Annotated in this window: 16 protein-coding genes and 1 rRNA gene; 9 read left to right on the top strand and 8 right to left on the bottom strand. The window is 70.2% G+C overall.

Annotation, left to right across the window (positions count from 1 at the left end):
- The first annotated feature begins 41 nt into the window (after nt 1-41).
- A complete protein-coding gene (locus O3W51_RS24690) occupies nt 42-203 on the top strand; it encodes a hypothetical protein (RefSeq protein WP_187144964.1) in 162 nt (53 codons plus the stop codon).
- A gap of 180 nt (nt 204-383) precedes the next feature.
- Nucleotides 384-1,934, top strand: coding sequence for an FAD-binding oxidoreductase (locus O3W51_RS24685; protein ID WP_269287354.1), 1,551 nt, complete (start codon nt 384-386; stop codon nt 1,932-1,934).
- A gap of 29 nt (nt 1,935-1,963) precedes the next feature.
- Here the strand turns inward: O3W51_RS24685 and O3W51_RS24680 are convergent, their stop codons facing one another.
- Nucleotides 1,964-2,638, bottom strand: coding sequence for a phosphatase PAP2 family protein (locus O3W51_RS24680; protein ID WP_269287353.1), 675 nt, complete (start codon nt 2,636-2,638; stop codon nt 1,964-1,966).
- 186 nt (nt 2,639-2,824) lie between these two features.
- Entirely contained in the window at nt 2,825-3,832 is a 1,008-nt protein-coding gene (locus tag O3W51_RS24675) for a C40 family peptidase (RefSeq protein WP_138358465.1), read from the bottom strand.
- Between the two features lie 321 nt (nt 3,833-4,153).
- On the opposite strand from O3W51_RS24675, the gene O3W51_RS24670 reads away from it, so the two are divergent.
- The 6 genes from O3W51_RS24670 (at nt 4,154) to O3W51_RS24645 (ending at nt 11,420) form a co-directional block, all read left to right on the top strand.
- On the top strand, nt 4,154-4,462 hold the full coding sequence (locus O3W51_RS24670) for a hypothetical protein (RefSeq protein ID WP_138358463.1): 309 nt from the start codon (nt 4,154-4,156) through the stop codon (nt 4,460-4,462).
- Between the two features lie 80 nt (nt 4,463-4,542).
- Entirely contained in the window at nt 4,543-5,367 is an 825-nt protein-coding gene (locus O3W51_RS24665) for a hypothetical protein (RefSeq protein ID WP_138358461.1), read from the top strand.
- A complete protein-coding gene (locus O3W51_RS24660; RefSeq protein WP_138358459.1) occupies nt 5,357-6,697 on the top strand; it encodes a hypothetical protein in 1,341 nt (446 codons plus the stop codon). Before O3W51_RS24665 ends, O3W51_RS24660 begins: the two co-directional genes overlap by 11 nt.
- On the top strand, nt 6,694-8,238 hold the full coding sequence (locus tag O3W51_RS24655; RefSeq protein ID WP_138358457.1) for an SCO6880 family protein: 1,545 nt from the start codon (nt 6,694-6,696) through the stop codon (nt 8,236-8,238). The genes O3W51_RS24660 and O3W51_RS24655 overlap by 4 nt, the downstream gene beginning before the upstream one ends.
- Nucleotides 8,239-8,257: 19 nt before the next feature.
- Nucleotides 8,258-9,661 carry an ATP-binding protein gene (locus O3W51_RS24650; protein WP_138358497.1) on the top strand — a complete coding sequence of 468 codons (1,404 nt, stop codon included), beginning with the start codon at nt 8,258-8,260 and terminating at the stop codon, nt 9,659-9,661.
- Between the two features lie 94 nt (nt 9,662-9,755).
- Nucleotides 9,756-11,420, top strand: a complete 1,665-nt coding sequence (locus tag O3W51_RS24645; protein ID WP_269287382.1) for a type VI secretion protein — start codon at nt 9,756-9,758, stop codon at nt 11,418-11,420.
- A gap of 53 nt (nt 11,421-11,473) precedes the next feature.
- Here O3W51_RS24645 and O3W51_RS24640 read toward each other — a convergent pair whose 3' ends face one another.
- The 4 genes from O3W51_RS24640 to O3W51_RS24625 all read right to left on the bottom strand — a co-directional run bounded on the left by O3W51_RS24640 (nt 11,474) and on the right by O3W51_RS24625 (nt 16,146).
- Nucleotides 11,474-12,556, bottom strand: coding sequence for a LacI family DNA-binding transcriptional regulator (locus O3W51_RS24640; RefSeq protein WP_138358453.1), 1,083 nt, complete (start codon nt 12,554-12,556; stop codon nt 11,474-11,476).
- A gap of 134 nt (nt 12,557-12,690) precedes the next feature.
- Complete coding sequence (locus O3W51_RS24635; RefSeq protein ID WP_269287351.1) at nt 12,691-14,346, bottom strand: extracellular solute-binding protein; 1,656 nt, start codon at nt 14,344-14,346, stop codon at nt 12,691-12,693.
- Nucleotides 14,347-14,407: 61 nt separating this feature from the next.
- Entirely contained in the window at nt 14,408-15,295 is an 888-nt protein-coding gene (locus tag O3W51_RS24630) for a carbohydrate ABC transporter permease (RefSeq protein WP_269287350.1), read from the bottom strand.
- Nucleotides 15,292-16,146: an ABC transporter permease gene (locus O3W51_RS24625; protein ID WP_269287381.1), complete on the bottom strand. Its 855-nt coding sequence runs from the start codon at nt 16,144-16,146 to the stop codon at nt 15,292-15,294. Before O3W51_RS24625 ends, O3W51_RS24630 begins: the two co-directional genes overlap by 4 nt.
- 309 nt (nt 16,147-16,455) lie before the next feature.
- On the opposite strand from O3W51_RS24625, the gene O3W51_RS24620 reads away from it, so the two are divergent.
- Nucleotides 16,456-17,460, top strand: coding sequence for a hydroxyacid dehydrogenase (locus O3W51_RS24620; protein WP_269287349.1), 1,005 nt, complete (start codon nt 16,456-16,458; stop codon nt 17,458-17,460).
- Nucleotides 17,461-17,484: 24 nt separating this feature from the next.
- On the opposite strand, the gene O3W51_RS24615 is transcribed toward O3W51_RS24620, so the two are convergent.
- Together O3W51_RS24615 and rrf are read right to left on the bottom strand one after the other, a co-directional pair.
- Nucleotides 17,485-17,994, bottom strand: coding sequence for a GNAT family N-acetyltransferase (locus tag O3W51_RS24615; protein WP_138358447.1), 510 nt, complete (start codon nt 17,992-17,994; stop codon nt 17,485-17,487).
- 90 nt (nt 17,995-18,084) lie between these two features.
- Nucleotides 18,085-18,201 (bottom strand): 5S ribosomal RNA (gene rrf / locus O3W51_RS24610).
- Between the last annotated feature and the right edge of the window lie 3 nt (nt 18,202-18,204).

Genomic DNA, 18,204 nt, shown 5'->3' with positions numbered 1-18,204 from the left:
ACCCCTCCACGACCCGCTCCCCCGTCCCGTACCGTGGTTGTGTGCTCATCCAGTCCGCCGCCGCCCCGTCCGGAACCCACCACACCACGGTCACCGACCAGGGCTCCTTCGCCAGCGCCCGCTGTTCCTGCGGTTGGAAAGGCCCCGCCCGCCGCGCCCGCGACCGCGCCCGCCGGGACGCCGAGGCGCACACCGGCGGCTGACGCCCCCGGCGTCCCCCGGCCCGATCTTCTCGATCTTCCCGATCTTCCCGACCTGAACTCCCCGGCCCCGCACCACTCGCGGCGTTTCCGGCACCTGCTGCCCCTTGCGTACCGCATGCGGCGGGTAGGAGGGTGAGCAGTCGCCCGCCGACGGCGGGCCCCGGGCAGGAGGCTGCGGCCGTGAACCGACGAGATGCGCTCCGCGCCGGATACGGCGTCGCCGCGTCGACGTGGCTGGCCGGCTGCAGCACGGGCGACAGCGCCGACGCGAAGCCGCCGGGTCCTTCCGGCACCCCGGCCCCCACCACCCCGAGCGGGACCGGCACCTCCGCCACCCCCGGTTCACCGCCGGACTGGCCGGCCCTGGCCAAGGGCCTGGGCGGCGCGCTGATCCGCCCGGACGACAGCGCGTACGACGCGTCCCGCCGGCTCTACAACACCCGCTTCGACGGGCTGCGCCCCGCCGCCATCGCCTACGCCTCGGGCCCGGACGACATCCGCGAGTGCCTGGACTTCGCACGCCGTTCCCGGTCGGTCCGGCTGTCGGTAAGGAGCGGCGGCCATTCGTACGGCGGCTGGTCCGGCGGCGGCCAGGACCACCTCGTCCTGGACGTGTCCCGGCTCAACGCGATCAGCACCGGCGGAACGGCCGCCACCGTCGGCGCCGGCGCGAAACTCATCGATGTGTACTCCCGCCTCGGCGAGCACGGCAGGACCGTCCCCGCAGGCTCCTGCCCCTCGGTCGGCGTTTCCGGTCTCACCCTCGGCGGCGGCCATGGCGTACTCAGCCGCTCGTACGGTCTGACCTGCGACAGCCTCACGGGCGCCACCATCATCACCGCCGACGGCAAGCAGTTGGACTGCGACGCGACCACGAACTCCGACCTCTTCTGGGCGCTGCGCGGCGCGGGCTGCGGCAACTTCGGGGTCGTCACCGAGCTCCGCTTCGCGACCCACCCCGCGCCGTCCGTCGTGACGGGGTACGCCACCTGGCCGTGGAGCCGGGCGGCGGCCGTCGTCCGGGCCTGGCAGGAGTGGGGACCCGACCAGCCGGACCACATCTGGTCGGCGCTCCACCTGGAGGGGCCGGCGGGCGGCTCTCCGACGGTCTCGCTCGCCACCCTGTCGACCGGCTCGCGGAGCGATCTGGCCAACGCCGTCGACCGGCTCGCCGGGACCGCGGGAGGCGGATCACCCTCCTTCTCGACGCACCCGCGCTCCTACATGGAGGCGATGTTCTCGTACGCCGGCTGCTCGGGCCTGACCACCGCCGAGTGCCATCTGCCGCCCAAGGGCCGGCTGCAGCGCGAGACGTACACCGCCCGTTCGGACTTCTACGACCACTCGCTGTCGCCCGCGGGCATCCAGGCCCTGCTCGGCCAGGTCGAGCGGCTCGGCTCGCTCTCCGGCGGCGGCGCCGGCAGCGTGGCGCTGACCGCCCTGGGCGGCGCGGTCAACCGGGTCGACCCCGGCGCGACGGCGTTCGTGCACCGCCGTTCCCGTTTCCTGGCGCAGTACATCGCCTCGGACGCCCTCAGCCGGACGAGCTGGCTGGACACGCTGTACGGGGCGATGCGCCGCTACGCCTCGGGCGCCGCCTACCAGAACTACGCCGACCCGGCCCTGAAGGACTGGCGCCAGGCCTACTACGGCAGCGCCGCGGCCCGTCTGACGGAGGTGAAGAAGAAGTACGACCCGGACCGGCTCTTCGACTACCCGCAGGCCGTGTAGGCCCGCTGCGGGCCCCGGTGCCGACGGGCTCAGGCCGCCAGGTCCTTGTCGTACGCGGTGGGCATCGGGTACGCCCCACCCCGCCGCGCCGGGGACCGGACGAGCACGCGCATCCGGGACCGGCCCATCGCCGCCGTGACGGGCGTCAGCAGCGCCATCGCGAGCGGTGCGAGCAGCAGCGCCGTGGCGGTACCGAGGGCGAAGCCGCCGATCACGTCGGTCGGGTAGTGCACGCCCATGAAGACCCGGCAGAAACCCTCGGCGAGCGCGATCAGTATGGCGACGACACCCACCTTGCGGCTGACCATGAACAGCCCGACGGCCATGGCCATCGTGAGCGTCGCGTGATCGCTCACGAACGAGAAGTCGGACTTCCCCTTGATCAGGACGTCGAGCCCCTCATGGTCCACGAAGGGCCGGGGCCGCTCCACGAGACCGCGCACCGGGATGTTCAGCAGCAGCGCGATGCCGGCGGCGAGGCCGGACCACACCACCCCGGCGACCGCGGCGGGCGCCTGCTCGCTGCGCCGCGCGACCCGCCACCAGCACCAGCCGGCCAGCAGCAGCATGAGCACGATCAGCCCGTACTCGCCGATGAACTCCACGGAGCGGTCGACCCAGTGCGGGGAGTCCTTGGCAAGGCCGTTGATGTCGCGCAGCAGGCCCACGTCAGGGTTCGAGCCGTCGGTTGCGTGCTCTGCCATGTGGTGGTGCCCCTTACCTGGTCCATACTCCGGCCCCGCTGCTGGCCTCCAGGCCATGAACGCCGTTTCTTCGCGCCATTGTCCCTGTGCAACGGCGGACACGGTACGTAGCGTTCCGGTCTCTACCGGATGATCACCAGGAAGTTATCCAAGAGAGATCGGAAAGCGCATCCCCAGGCCAAAGCCTCACGCAGCGCCCGTAGTCGGCAGCGCCTGCGCTCCGTCCTTCGTCACGCGGGTCCCGCCGATGAAGTCCGGTGTGTCGATCTTGTCGAAGCGAATGACCGCGCCGGTGTACGGGGCGTTAATCATGTACCCACCCCCGACGTACAGTCCGACGTGGTGGATCGACCGGGGGTCGTTGAGGTCGGTGGCGAAGAAGACCAGATCGCCCGGCAGCAGTTCGTCCCGCTTCGGGTGCGGCCCCGCGTTCCACTGGTCGTTGGCCACCCGCGGCAGTTCGATGCCTACCGATTCGTAGGCCGCCTTCGTCAGCCCGGAACAGTCGAACCGCCCGCCCTGGTCGGCCGTCCCGTTGCCGCCCCACAGATACGGCGTGCCGAGCTTGCCCTGCGCGTAGTAGATCGCCGCCGCGGCCTGCTGGGACGGCGCCACGCGGCCCACGGGCGCGGCGAAGCTCTTCTCCAGCGTCCTGATCGTCTTCACGTAGTTCTGCGTCTCGCGGTACGGCGGGATCCCGCCCGCGTGGATCACCGCGTACGCACCCGCGTTGTACGCCGCGAGCATGTTGTCGCTGTGGTCCCCCGGCACGTCCTTCACGTACTTGGCCAGCTCGCAGTCGTACGAGGCGGCCGACGGGATCGCGTCCTGCGGGTCCCACACATCCCGCTTCCCGTCCCCGTTCCCGTCCACTCCGTGGGACGCCCAGGTACCCGGGATGAACTGCGCGATACCTTGCGCGGCGGCGGCGCTCTGCGCCCGCGGGTTCCAGCCGCTCTCCTGGTACAGCTGTGCGGCCAGCAGCGCCGGATTGATCTCCGGGCAGAGGTTGCCCCACTTCTGCACGATCGACTGGTACATCGCGGGCACCGAACCCTTGGCGAGCGTGACCGACCCGCCGCTCCCGCCGGCCAGCCCGGCGGCGGCCGAGAACGTTCCGATCACCAGCAGCGCCATGAACGAAAGGCACAGCCCGAAGCCGAGAGTGACGGTGAGCCAGACCTTCTTCGCCATCAGCCATGCCCTCTCAGGAGTGATGCACGGGCTGCGGGGCACCGATGGTGACGGTGCGCCAGACTTTCCGCAGCATTCGTCCGCGCCTTCGTTCCAATCGTTGCCCTACGGTGACGCTCGTGATACACAGAGTAGTCGTCTACGTCCCATCGAACACCGGTCCGTGCAACATTCTGGACGCTGCGGTCCGGATCACACGGGGGATCCGTCGAGAAAGTCGCCGAGTCGACAAGAACCGGTTGACACATCGGCCAAGATAGACCCTGGACCCTTGCGCCCCGGCGAGGGCTCCAACTGACCGAGCGGGGTGGTGAGTTCCATATGTTCTTGGCAGCCACAAAGGGCGACATCAACACCATTATCGGTGGCATCGCCCCCAACTGGGGGCCCTTCGGGTCCCTCGGGAACGAAGCACGCGTGATGATCGAAGTGGTCATGGCGGTAGCGATCCTGCTCTGCCTCGCCATCGCGATCTGGGGCGCGGCCAAACAGCGGATCGGCGCGACAGCCCTCCGCGACACCTTCAGCGCCGAACAGGGCAAGGGTCTGATCATCGCCGGCCTGACCGGCGTGTTCATCATCGGATCCCTCGGCACGCTGTTCACCATCGTCTACGGCATGGCCGTGTAGTCGTGTAGCCCAGAGCCAGCCTGTCCCATGTCCCCGGGAGCCCGTCCCAGGCCCCCTCCCCCACCTGAGGCTGCGTGCTGATGCCCACTCACCCCAGCAGCGATACCGGCCAGGACGGCCCACCGACGCGCACCCGCATGCCCGAAGGGCACGGCGGGCACGGCGCCGCGCCACGCCGCACCAAGCCGAGCCGCGCCCTGGTGACGGTCCTCGGCGTCGTCGTCCTCCTCGTCGCCGTGATCGTCCTCGCCAACCGGGGCGGTGGCAACACCGCCTCCGACGGCGCGTCCTCCGGCGGCACCAAGGGCACCAACGCCAACCCCACCGCCCCGACCGGCGACAAACCGGTCACGGGCAACAACGCGGGGATCGCGGCGGGCTTCGCGAAGTCGGAGCAGGGGGCACAGTCCGCGGCGGCGAACTACGCGGTGGCGCTGGGGGGTGACGGGATGTTCAACACGGACCGCCGCCACGCGATCATCGACGCGATCGCGGACAGGAGCACGGTCGGCACGATGCAGGCAGGCTTCGACACCAACTATTCGAAGGCCTTCCTGGCCGGCATCGGGCTGAGCGCCGACGGTGCCGCCCCGGCCGGTCTGACCTTCGTCGACCGCACCATCCCGGCCGGCACGAAGATCGACAAGTTCGACGGTGACACGGCGAACGTCTCGGTATGGTGCGCCGGCATGTTCGGCCTGGCGGGCAACGCCTCGACCAAACCGGTGACGAACAACTGGTTCACCGTCACTTTCACGCTGAAGTGGAACGGTTCGGACTGGAAGGTCCTCGATACCGGACAGAAGAAGGGCCCGACCCCAGTGAGCGGCGACAATCCGGTGTCCGGTGCTGGCGAGATCGCGGACGCGGTCAAGGGTTTCGGAGGGTTCACGTATGCGCGGTAGCCGACGTCTACGTGCCCTTTCGCTCACAGGAGTCGTGGCGGGCATCCAGACCGCCGCCGTTCTCCTGGCGACCCGCGCCGCCGCGGCCCCGACCCCTACTCCGACGCCGGCCCCCACGGCGAGCAGCGACCCCTGCGCGCTCATCTCGGGTCCCGCCAAGGAGTACTGCGAGAAGGGCAAAGGCGGCGGAGGCGGCCCCTCCAACCCCCTCCCCGACACCCTCGACCCCCTCAGCGCCCTCGCGAAGGGCTGTGCCGACGCCGCCTCCTGGGTGATCACCAAGCTCTCCAAGGCGATCACGTCCACCACACAGGTGGACTTCACCAACACCACCTTCCTGCGCCAGTACGCCGTCGTGTTCGCCGCCTCCACGATCCTCACGCTCGTCCTCTGGCTGCTGGCCGTCGCCAAGCGGGCCGTGCGCGGTGTGCCGCTGACGGAAGCGTTGACGGAGGCCGTGGGGTTCCTGTGGCTGACGGTGCTGGCCTCGGCGTTCACGCCGCTGGTGCTCTACACGGTGGTGTCGGCGACGGACGCCGTGACGGATGTGATCGCGGCCGGCACGTCGTCGAACACCAACACGTTCTTCGGCAACTTCTCCGCCGCCCTCGCCAAGGGCCAGGACATCGGCGGCGGCCCGATCATGCTGATCGTCGTGTCCATGGTGTCGGTGCTGGCCGCCGGCGTGCTGTGGCTGGAGCTGGTGATCAGGGCCGCGCTGCTCTACGTCGGCGCGCTGCTCGGCACCGCGGTGTACTCCGGGCTGGTCGACAAGAACATGTGGGGCCATGTCCGCCGCTGGGCGGGCATCATGATCGCGGTCATCCTCGTCAAACCGGTGATCGTGATCGTGCTGGGCCTGGCGGGGGCGCTGAGCGCGTCCGACGGGCCGAACTCGTTCTCCGCCGTCGTCTCGGGACTGGCGATCATCCTGCTGGCGATCTTCGCGAGCTTCATGATCTACCGCTTCGTGCCGGGCTTCGGCGATGACGTCGTGAGCCTGAAGAACAACCGCAAGGAAGCCGGCGGCGCCCAGGCCGCGGCCGTGATCTCCTCGCCCGCCGCGCTGGTGAAGCAGGGCATCAAGACGCACAGCGCGCGCGGTGGTCCGCAGGAGCAGGCAACCAGTGGGGGCGGCCAGCCGTCCAACCCGGTGTCCGGCGGCGTGGCCGCCCACGGCAGCCGCAACGGCAACCCCGGCCCGAGCGGCGGCGGAGGCGGTGGCGGAGGTTCGAACGGTGTCCCGGCGGCGCCCGCGCCCCGCACCACACCGGACCGCGGGAACAACAGCAACGGCAACGGAAACAAGCACGGAGGTGATCGCCGGTGACGTCCCAGCCCTTCACCCAGCCGCGCCGCACATATCTGATCGGCAAGGCCCGCCCGAACGCGATCGTCGGCAAGAACCGGGAGACCGGGGAGATCGCGCTGATCGTCGTCGGCGCGTTCCTGGGCATGATGTGCGGCCTGCTGGTCCCGATACTCCCGTTGCGCATCCTCACCCTCGTCGGGTGGCCGCTGCTGGCGTTCGCCGCCGTCTACATGCCGTACCGGCGGCGGACGTTCTACCGCTGGTTCGAGATCAACCGCACCTACCGCCGTACGCTGCGCCGCTCCCCCGCCTACCGGTCCGCGGTCTCCGAGGCCGGTATCGGGCTCGACGGGCGTGAGGTCGAGGTCGGGCCGCCGCCCGGCATCGGCCGGATCAACTGGCTGTCGGCGCCGTTCGGCCCCGACGAGATCGCCGTACTGCTGCACATCGACCGCAGGACCGTGACCGCCGCGATCGAGATCGAGGGCCCCGGCGTCGGGCTGCGCGACAGCGAGGACCAGGAAGCCCTGGTGGAACGGTTCGGCACGCTGCTCAAGCACGTGGCGAACGGCGACGGCTACGTCACCCGCCTCCAGATGCTGGCCCGTACGCTGCCCGCCGACCCGGACGCGCACGCGAAGGACGTCTCGCTGCGCGGTGACCCACAGGCCGAGTCCTGGCTCAAGGACTCCTACGAGCAGCTGCAGTCGATGGTGTCGACCTCCTCCGAGCAGCACCGGGCCTATCTCGTCGCCTGTATGCACTTCACCCGCGAGCTGGCCGCCGAGGGCCACGCGCTGGCCCGCGCGACCGTCACCCGCCGCTCCGAGGTCGACAAGGACGCGGGGCTCGCCGCCGTCATGGCCCGTGAGCTCACCGACATCTGCGCCCGGCTCGCCGAGGCGGACATCCGGGTCCGCCAGCCGCTCGGCCAGGCCCGGCTGTCGTCCCTCGTCCACTCGATGTACGACCCGGACCACCCCATCGACCACATCCAGGCGATGACCCGGCGCAACGCCTGGCCGGCCGAGCTGGATGCGACGGAGCCGACGTATCTGCAGGCCAAGACCCGCGAATCGTCCACCCGCGCGCCCTGGCACCACTCCACGGCCTGGGTGAAGGAATGGCCGATGACGCCCGTCGGCGTCAACTTCCTCGCCCCGCTGCTCGTCCACACCCCGGACGTGATCCGCACGGTCGCGGTCTGCATGGACCTGGAGCCGACCGATGTCGCCATCGAGCGGATGCTGACCGAGAAGACGAACGACGACGCGGACGCCAGCCGCGCCGCCAAGATGAACCGGGTGATCGACCCGCGCGACGTCGCCCACCACGGCCGCGTCGACCAGCGCGGCGAGGACCTCGCCAGCGGGGCCGCCGGAGTGAACCTCGTCGGCTACATCACCGTTTCCTCCCGCTCGCCCGAAGCCCTTGCGCGTGACAAGCGCACGATCCGCGCCTCAGCGGGTAAGTCGTATCTGAAACTGGAGTGGTGCGACCGCGAGCACCACCGTGCGTTCGTGAACACGCTGCCGTTCGCGACCGGAATCCGCCGCTAACAGGAGGCCCATCATGCCCATGCTGGACCCCCTCGCCGCGCTCACCGACGCGTTCACCGGCTTCCTGTTCGGGAAGGTGGAGTCGACGCGGCTGCCCGTCCGCACCTCCACCGGACAGGCGCAGGCCGTGTACCTGCCCACCGCGGCCCCCGGCCTCGGCGACTCCGGCGTGATCATCGGCCGCGAGGTGTACTCCGGCAAGGGCTACATCTACGACCCGTTCCAGCTCTACGGCCAGCAGCTGCCCGCCCCGCACTGGCTGGTGCTCGGTGAGTCCGGCAACGGCAAGTCCGCGCTGGAGAAGACGTACGTGCTGCGCCAGCTGCGCTTCCGCGACCGCCAGGTCGTCGTGCTCGACGCCCAGGGCGAGGACGGCGTCGGCGAGTGGAACCTGATCGCGAAGGCGCTCGGAATAACTCCCATCCGCCTGGACCCGATGGCCGCCCTCAACGGCGGCATCAAGCTCAACCCGCTGGACCCGGCGATCGCCGCGACCGGGCAGCTCGCGCTGCTCCGCACGATCATCGAGGTCGCGATGGGGCGCGCCCTGGACGAGCGGTCCGGCTTCGCCCTCAAGGTCGCCCACGCGTATGTCACGGAGACCACCACCGAGCGGCAGCCGATCCTCACCGACATCGTCGAGCGGCTCCGACATCCCAGGCCGGACTCCGCCGAGGCGATGAACGTCGACGTCGACGACGTCCGGGCATGGGGCCTGGACGTGGCCCTCGTGCTGGACCGGCTGGTCGACGGTGACCTGCGCGGCATGTTCGACGGCCCGACGACCAACGGCATCGACCTGGACGCGCCACTGATCGTCTTCGACCTCTCCCACATCGACCGCAACTCGATCGCCATGCCCATCCTGATGGCCATCGTCGGCGTGTGGCTGGAGCACACCTGGATCCGGCCCGACCGGGTCAAGCGCGTCTTCCTGGTCGAAGAGGCCTGGCACATCATCAACAGCCCGTTCGTGGCCCAGCTCTTCCAGCGGCTGCTGAAGTTCGGCCGCCGCCTCGGCCTGTCCTTCGTCGCCGTCGTCCACCACCTGTCGGACGTCGTGGACGGCGCAGCGGCCAAGGAGGCCGCCGCCATCCTGAAGATGGCTTCGACGCGGACGATCTATGCCCAGAAGGCCGACGAGGCTCGCGCGACGGGTCTGGTCCTCGGCCTGCCCCGGTGGGCGGTGGAGATCATCCCGACGCTCACCCCGGGTATCGCGGTCTGGGACGTCAACGGCAACGTCCAGGTCGTCAAGCACCTGATCACCGAGTCCGAACGCCCGCTGGTCTTCACGGACAGCGCGATGACCCAGTCGTCCGTCGACCACACGGCCCAGGTCGAGGCGGAGGCGGTGGCCGACGCGGCCGCGGCCGCGGAGGTCTCGCTCGCGAAGCAGTTGGCCGACGACGCGGTGGCCTGACGTGGCGGCGGAGCGACGCGGGACCGCCGAGCGGCGGGCCGAGGGCGGTGTCCCCGACGGGCTGATCCTCGGGATCCTCGGCTTTCTGCTGGGCATGACCATCATGGTCTGGACGGCCACCGGCATCGCGGGGCTGTTCGCCCACGGCCAGTGGCCCACCGCGGTGCACTTCACCCGCACCCCGCTGGCCATGCGCCACCTCATCGGCGACCCGCACGACATCCCCGGCGCCTGGCCGGAGTCCCCGCCGCCCGAGCTCCCCGGCTCCGGGCTCTTCTGGGGCATCTTCATCGGCCAGTTGATGGTTCTCTTCGTCCTGACGGTCTTCCTGATCGGTGTCCTCACCCGGTACCGCGTGGTGCGCGCCAACCGCCGCGAGGCCCGCGCGGCGGCGAAAGCCGCCCAGGACACCGCCGGAGGAGAACAGTCCGAGGACATCGGCGCCGTACCCCGCCCCCGGCGACGTGAGCCCGACCGCGAGTCCGACCGCGAGCGGGAACGTCAGCCGGAGCCCGAACCCGAGCGGCGGCCGGAGCCGACGCCCGCCGTACCCACGGCCTACGAGGCGCAGCCCCCGGTCACCGCCCCCGCGCCGCCGCAGGGCCACGGCACCCCCGTCCAGCCGGAGTTCGCCCCGGTACCGGGCGGCCAGGGCGCTCCCGGCCAGCAGAACGCCGCCGTCCCCACGGGACACGGGATACCGCCGCTCGCCCCGCCCGCGGCCGACCCGCTCGCCGGCGGTGAACTGACCCGTACGTACGCCCTGTTCGCGGCCCCGCGCGGCGACAAGGCCAAGCGGGCCGTGGAGCCCGCGATCCTGAACGCCGCCGGCGCGGTGATCGTCACGACCGCCGACGCCGAGACGTACCGCAGGACCGTCGGCAACCGCAGCAAGCTGGGCCCGGTCACCGTCTACGATCCGGCGCATCTGATCGACCTTCCGGGCCGCCTCCGTTGGGCCCCGCACACCGGCTGCGAGGACGCGCCGAAGGCGGCGACCCGCGCCGCCGCACTCCTCGCACCGCTGCGGCCCACCAGCAGCCTGGACTCCCTGACGTTCGCGGCGGCGGAGACGCTGCTGCGCTGCTGGCTGCACGCGGCGGCCGTCGACGGACTGCCGTTCCGTCAGGTGCACCGCTGGGCGGCGGGCGGCGCCGCGGGCGGCGAGGCGGTACGGATCCTGCGTACGGCGCGAACGGCCGCTCCCGGCTGGAGCGGCGAGTTGGAGTCGATACTCCACGCCCACCCCGAGCGCCGGGATGCCGCGCAAGCGCTGATACACCGGGGGCTGGAGTGCCTCAACTCCATCCATATCAGGGACGCCTGTAATCCCGGTCGAGCCGGTGCACCCGATTGGGAGTCGTTCGTCTCCGAGAGGGGAACGCTCTACGTGGTGGGTGAAGCGATCGAGGATCCACGAGCCCGCCCGGGTGCGATGCCACTGCTGACCGCACTCGTATCGAGCGTGGTCGAGCACGGCCGGTCCATGGCTGCGAGGTCATCTGCCGGTCGGCTCGACCCACCAATCACACTGGTCCTCGACGACATCGCGGCGCTTGCTCCGATCCCGGAGCTGCCCGCGCTGCTGGCCACCGGACAGGCCGACGGGCTTCCGGTGCTCGCGGTGTTCCGTTCGCCGGAACAGGCCAGGGACCGCTGGCGGACGGCGCTCTGGCAACAGGCGGACGTGCGCCTGTCGTTGGGCGATCCGGTCGGCGCGATCGCCGACGAGATCCCGGACGCCGTCCGGCTCGGCTAACCCGAACCGTCACCGTTCCTGCCGTCACCGTTCCTGATGGGCCGGCAGGACCATCAGCCCCGCGGCGCCCGTCCCACCGAATCGCGCACCACGATGTGCGTGCCCAGCAGATGGCGGCGCTGCGCCGGCCCGCCCGACACGTCCTCGGACAGCGCGATCCTGACCGCCTCGCGCCCCAGCTCGTACGAGGGGATGTGCACGGTCGTCAGGGGCGGGTTGAGGTCCTGCGCGAAATGCTCGTTGTTGTAGCCGACGACCGACACGTCCTCGGGAGTCCGCAGTCCGGCGTCGCGCAGCGCGGACATCGCACCCGCCGCGACCAGGTCGTCGCCCGCGAAGACCGCCGTGAACTCCGGTCTGCCGCCCGACACCGCGATCATGGACCGGACCGCCGCATAGGCGTTGTCCCGCCCCATGCCCGATCCGGAGACCTGCGCCGGCTCCGGGTCCAGACCGTGGTCGGCGAGCGCCCGGCGGTACCCGGAGAGGCGCGGCTCGAAGGTGCTGTGGCCCGGGATCCCGCCGAGGAACAGGATCCGCCGGTGCCCGGCCGACAGCAGATGGCTGGTGATCGCATAGGCGCCCGCCTCGTTGTCGTACTCGACGACGAGCACCGGCATGTCCGGGGTGGGCGCCGGGCGGCCGCACAGCACCAGCCGGGACCCGGCCGCCGACAGCGCGTGCGCGTACTCGTTCAGCCGGGCCCGGTACGGTTCGTCCTCGACGGCGCCGCCGACCAGCACCACCACCTCGGCGCGCTGCTCGCGCATCATCTGCACGAGCGCCAGCTCCCGCGCGATGTCCCCGCCGTGGCTGCACACCAGGCACAGCCGGCCGCGGGCCGCGGCCTCCTGCTCGACGCCCTGGGCGACCTCGGCGTAGAACGGGCTGTCGACGGCCTGCACGATCACCGCGACGGTCTTCGGACCGGTCCCGGCCAGCGCCCGCGCCCGCGCGTCGATGACGTAGTCCAGGTCCTTCACCGCCCGCAGCACCTTCGCGCGCGCCGCGGCGGACGTCGGATAGTTCCCGGCCAGGACCCGCGAGACCGTCGCGACCGATACGCCCGCCCGCTCGGCGACGTCCCGGATGGTCACCCGACGCTGACCGCCGGCCCGTGATGCTGCTTCCGTCATGCCCGCATGCCTGCCGTCCGATTCCGTGCGCCCCACCCCACGCTGCCACCCAGCGTAGTCGTGCCACGCCCGGCGGCAGCGCCCTCCACACCCACTGATCCGCAGAGCGGATCCCCGCCCGCTCAGGCGCCCGCTCAGGTGTTGGCGGCGTAGTCCTTGGCCAGCTCGTCGGCCATCTTCGCGCGGCCGTCGTTGCGCATCTTCTTGACCGCCGCGTCCCATTCGCCGATCGGCTTCCGTCCGGCCACGATGCTCATCACGCTGTCCTTCAGATACTGGTCGATAGTGGCGCCGACCCGGCTCAGCGTCGCCGACTGCAGTCCGAAGCGCGGATTGCGGACCATCATCGGCATGGCCTTGACCTGCCACGCGTGGTTGATCCGGACCGCCTCCGGCCGGCCGGGGATGAAGAGCACCTGCGGCGCGTCGCACAGGTACTTGAACGGCAGGTTGGTGTTGCCCTCCAGCAGCCCCAGGTCGTTCAGCTTGGGCGACCCGTCGGCACCGCGGCTGAAGTGGGTGCCCTCGATGCCGAAGTGCAGCAGCTCGTACTCCTTGCTGCCGAACGGCGAGGCGAGATAGTCCAGCACCCGCAGCATGAGCTTGATCCGGTCGTTCGACGCCTTCTTCAGCACGGTGTAGCCGAAGATGTTGCGCGCCTGCTGGATCGCCGGCTTCGCACCGCCCGAGCCGCTCGCGTCGTACGGCAGCGCGACGTCCAGGTCGAACTTCCCCTTGATGCCCTGGACGTTGCTGATCAGCGCGCCGAAACCGTCCGTCATCGAGCCGACGGTGCCGTTGTAGAACTGCGTCTTGAGATCCACCTGCGAGGTCGCCGAGGCGTTCGGCTCGAACACCCCGGCCGACCGCAGCTTCGCCATGTACTCGATGGCCGCCCGGAATTCGGAGGTGGCGTACGCGTCGGTGAACGTGCCGCCCTCCACCTTCCACTCGTAGGGCGCACCGAACGCCATCGCGTGCACGTTGAGCCCGAACACGCCCTGCTGCGAGGCACCCAGCGCGTACGTCCTGCCCTTGGTCGCGGCCTTCGACACGGCCAGGAAGTCGTCCGCGGTCCAGCCGTCCTTCATCCCGGCCCCGGCGAACAGGTTCCGGTTGATCCACAGCTGGTTGCCGGGCTTGGAGCGCTCCACCGGCACCCCGAAGATCCGGCCGCCGATACGGCCCATGTCCTGCCAGGCGTACCTGGGGATGTTCGCCAGGTTCGGGTACTGCTTGACGGCGTCGCCCGACAGCAACTCCGACAGGTCGGCGCACTTGGACTGCACGAACTCGGCCTCGCGCGGCAGCACGTACCCGCCGCCGATGTTGATGATGTCCGGCAGGTCGTCGCCGGCCATCAGCGTCGCCATCTTGTTGGGGTAGTCCGAGTCCGGGACGACCGTGTACTCGATCTTCACGCCCAGCGCCTCGTTGACGGCCGTCCAGAACTTATTCTGCGCGGCCGCCTTGGGCGGCGTCCCGTACGTGATCGTCAGCACCTTGATCGTGCTGCCGTCACCCGGCTTGGCGGCCACCGCCCGCACCAGGTTCTTCGGGTAGGAGGTGAAGCCGGCCTGCACACCGTTCGCCGAACCCGGCAGGTCAGGCACCGGCCCCTGGAAGGGCAGATGCGTCGGCCAGGCGGCCAGCTTCTTGCCGGCGTTGGAGACGTCGTGCCCGCCCGCGGAGGACGAACAGGCGGTGAGGACGGACGGGACCGCGAGGGCGGCGCCACCGGCGGCGATCGAGCGCAGCAGGGTACGCCGCGAGTACGACGAGGAACTCAACGGAGGTGTCCTTTCGGAAGGAAGACTCGCAACGGAGGACTCGCGAAGGTGGGCGGGGAGCTCAGCTCTTGATGGCGCCGGTGAGCACGCCCTTGGTGAAGTACTTCTGCAGGAAGGGGTAGACGACGAGGATCGGCACCGTGGCCACGACGAGCACCGCCATCTGGATCGTCTGCGGCGCCGACACCATGCCCGCCTCGCTCACCCCGGTGTCGGCGATCTGCGCGCCGTTGATCACATACGTCCGCAGCACCTGCTGCAGCGGCCAGTGGTCGGAGTTGAGATAGATCGAGGCGTAGAACCAGGCGTTCCAGTAGGAGACCGCGTAGAAGAGCCCGACGACGGCCAGTGCCGCTTTGGAGAGCGGAAGGACGATCTTCCGTAGCACCGTCCAGTCCCCCGCCCCGTCGAGCCGGGCCGCCTCGTACAGTTCCTCGGGCACCGACTGGAAGAAGCCGCGCAGCACGATCAGACTGAAGACGTTGATCAGCACGGGAGCGACCAGCGAGGAGTAGCTGTCCAGCATGCCCAGCCCCTTGACCAGCAGGAAGCCGGGGATCATGCCGGGCGGGAAGAGAAACGTGAAGAGGATCAGCAGCAGCACCGGGCGGCCGCCGAAGACCCCGGGGCGGCTCAGCGCGTAGGCCAGTCCGATGGTGCACGCGAGGCTCACAGCCGTACCGACGATCGTCACCCCGGCGCTCACCATCAGCGCATGGCCGACGATCCCGCCGTCGAAGATCTGGTGGTAGGCGCGCAGGGTCGGGTGCTGCGGCCACAGCACCCAGCCGCCGGTGTCCACGACCTCCTGGTGGGAGGCCAGACTGGTCGAGACGATGATCAGGAACGGGACGAGGACCAGCGCCACGACCGCCGTCAGCGCCACGGCCTTCGCCGCCCGCGTAACGGGCCGCGGCTTCTCCATCCAGCTGGGTCGGACGGCGCTCATCGGTACACCCCCTGCTCCCCGAGACGATGGGCGATCTTGTTCGCCGTGTAGACCAGCGCGGCACCGACCAGGCCCTTGAACAGCCCCGCGGCGGCGGCGAACCCGAAGTCGCCGCCGATGATGCCCTTGTAGTAGACGAAGGTGTCGATGATCTCCGCCGCCTCCGGCCCCACGGCCGGGCGCTGCAGCAGCATCTGCTCGAAGCCGACGGACAGCACGTCGCCGAGCCGCATGATCAGCAGCAGCACGACAATGGGCCGCACGGCGGGCAGCGTGACGTGCCAGAAGCGCCGCCACGGTCCGGCGCCGTCGATCGCGGCCGCCTCGTACTGCTGCTCGTCGACCTGGGCGAGCGCGGCGAGGAAGATGATCGTCCCCCAGCCGGCGTCCTTCCAGATCACCTGCGCCACGACCAGCGGTTTGAAGGCGTCGGGGTTCCCGATGATGTCGACGCTGTGCAGCCCGGCGTCGCCGAGCGCGCTGTTCAGCAGGCCGGTGTCGCCCAGCAGTTGCTGGAAGAGCGCGACGACGATCACCCAGGACAGGAAGTGCGGGAGATACGCGACGCTCTGGACGAAACGCCGGACGCTGTCCCTCGTCAGGCTGTGCAGGAGCATGGCGAGCGCGAGCGGGACGGGGAAGTAGAACGTCAGCTGCAGCAGCGCTATCCACAGGGTGTTGACAACGGACGCCCAGAAGTCGGTGTCCTCGACCATCCGCTGGAAGTTCTCCGGCCCGATCCACTGGCTGGCCCACAGCCCGTCGAACGGCACGTAGTCCTTGAACGCGATGACGTTGCCGGCCATCGCGCCGTAGTGGAACAGCAGGAAGTACGCCAGTCCCGGCAGCATCAGCAGCAGCAGGACCCTGTCCTTGCGAAACCGCTTCCACCGCGAGTCCCGGCGGGGCGGCCCACCCGGCTCGGCCGCCCGCCCCTCCCGTTCCTGCTCCTCGAAGGGCGCAACGACCGCATGACTGCGGTCGGTGGCGCCCGGATTGGCTATCGCCATCGCGTCCTCCCTGACGGTCAAGGTGGGAGGAAACTAAACCGGTTACTACGCAGGGTCAAGACCTTGAACCAGTGTCGTTCTTGACCTGAGGGGCTGGCCGTTCTAGCCTCCGATCAACATCAAGTAACCGTTTACATTGTGGGGGTTGTCATGCCGGACCGACCGACCGCAGTCCTGGCCATGCGCGCGGACGTGGTCGACGCGGTACTCCCCGCCGATCTGCGGGCCCGGCTCGAGAGCTGCGTACGACTCCATCCCGACGTCATCACCAGCGGCTTCGACACCCTCGCGGCCCGCACGGCGCTCCGCGCCGCGGACCTGCTCATCACCGGCTGGGGCTGCCACCTCATCGGCCCGGACACCCTCGCCGCGGCCCCCCGGCTGGGCGCCGTCATCCACGCCGCCGGCACCGTCAAGGACCATGTGCACCCGGCCGTCTGGCAGCGCGGAATCTCCGTCTCCTCCGCGGCCGACGCCAACGCGGGCCCGGTCATCGAGTTCGCTCTGGCCACCATCGTGCTGGCCGCCCGCCGCACCCTGGGCACCGCAACCCAGTACGCCCGCGGCGACCTGCCGGGCTTCGGCGAACGTCAGGGGGGCGACGGTGCGACCATCGGCGTCATCGGGGCTTCCCGTATCGGCCGAGGCGTCATCGACCGCCTCACGACCGCGAGCGCCGGCTATCGCGTGCTGCTCGCCGACCCGTATGTATCGGCGCAGACGGCCGCCGAACTCGGCGTCCAGCTCGTGGAGTTGGACGACCTGTGCCGGTCCTCCGACGTCGTCACCGTCCATGCCCCGGATCTGCCCGAGACGCACCATCTGCTCGACGCCCGGCGGCTGGCCCTGCTCCGCGACGGCGCCGCACTCATCAACACCGCCCGCGGCCGGCTCATCGACACCGACGCCCTGGTCCGCGCATGCTCCACCGGCCGCCTGGAGGCCTACCTCGACGTCTCGGAACCGGAGCCACTTCCTCACGGCCACCCGCTGTTCGGCCTCCCCAACGTCCTGGTCACGCCGCACATCGCCGGCTGCCAGGGCAGCGAGGTCCGCCGGCTCGGCGCCTACGCCGTCGACGAAGTACGGCGCTGGACCCGGGGCGAGCGTCTGTTGGGCGAGGTCAGCGCGGCCGACCTGGAGCGCATCGCGTAGCCCCACGGTTGCGTGGGCTCGTGCTCAGGAAGGGCGGGGGAGCTCCATCTCGTACTCGGTCTGCGACTCGTCGAGCGGGAACGCCATCGTCTCGCCGGTCCTCGTGAACCCCAGCCGCGCGTAGAACGCCTGCGCCCGCGCGTTGTCCTCGTGCACCCACAGCCGGACCCGGCCGATCTTCTCGGGCAGTTCCCAGGACCAGTCGATCGCGGCCCGCAGCATCCGCTCGGACAGCCCGTTGCCGCGGCCCTCCGGCGCCATGTAGACGCCGACGATATGGGTCTGCGGGACCGGGAACGCCGCTCCGACCTCCACCAGCACGGTTGCGGAACCCACCCATTCGCCGGCCTCGTTGACGGCCACGAACCCGGGGGTGGTCCCTCTGCGCTGCCACGTCTCCTCGGGGAAGGCCGCTTCCGTCTCGTAGGTGTTGACGAAGGCCACGCTGCTCGCCGGATCCAGAAGCGCGGCCAGCCTCAGCTGCCTCCGCTGCTGCCACTCGTGCGGCTGGGTGGCACGTATCTCGTATCCCATAGGGCGATCGTGTCAGCCGTCCGGGCAGCATCGCAACGCAAAAAAACCTCAGGCCCGGGATCAGAGATCCCGGGCCTGAGGCCAATGATTGTTCGGCGGCGTCCTACTCTCCCACAGGGTCCCCCCTGCAGTACCATCGGCGCTGAAAGGCTTAGCTTCCGGGTTCGGAATGTAACCGGGCGTTTCCCTAACGCTATGACCACCGAAACA

Source organism: Streptomyces sp. H39-C1, assembly GCF_027158125.1.
Taxonomy (GTDB): domain Bacteria; phylum Actinomycetota; class Actinomycetes; order Streptomycetales; family Streptomycetaceae; genus Actinacidiphila; species Actinacidiphila fildesensis.
The sequence above is the reverse complement of the archived record's forward strand: the minus strand, read 5'-3'. Positions and strand labels throughout refer to the sequence as shown.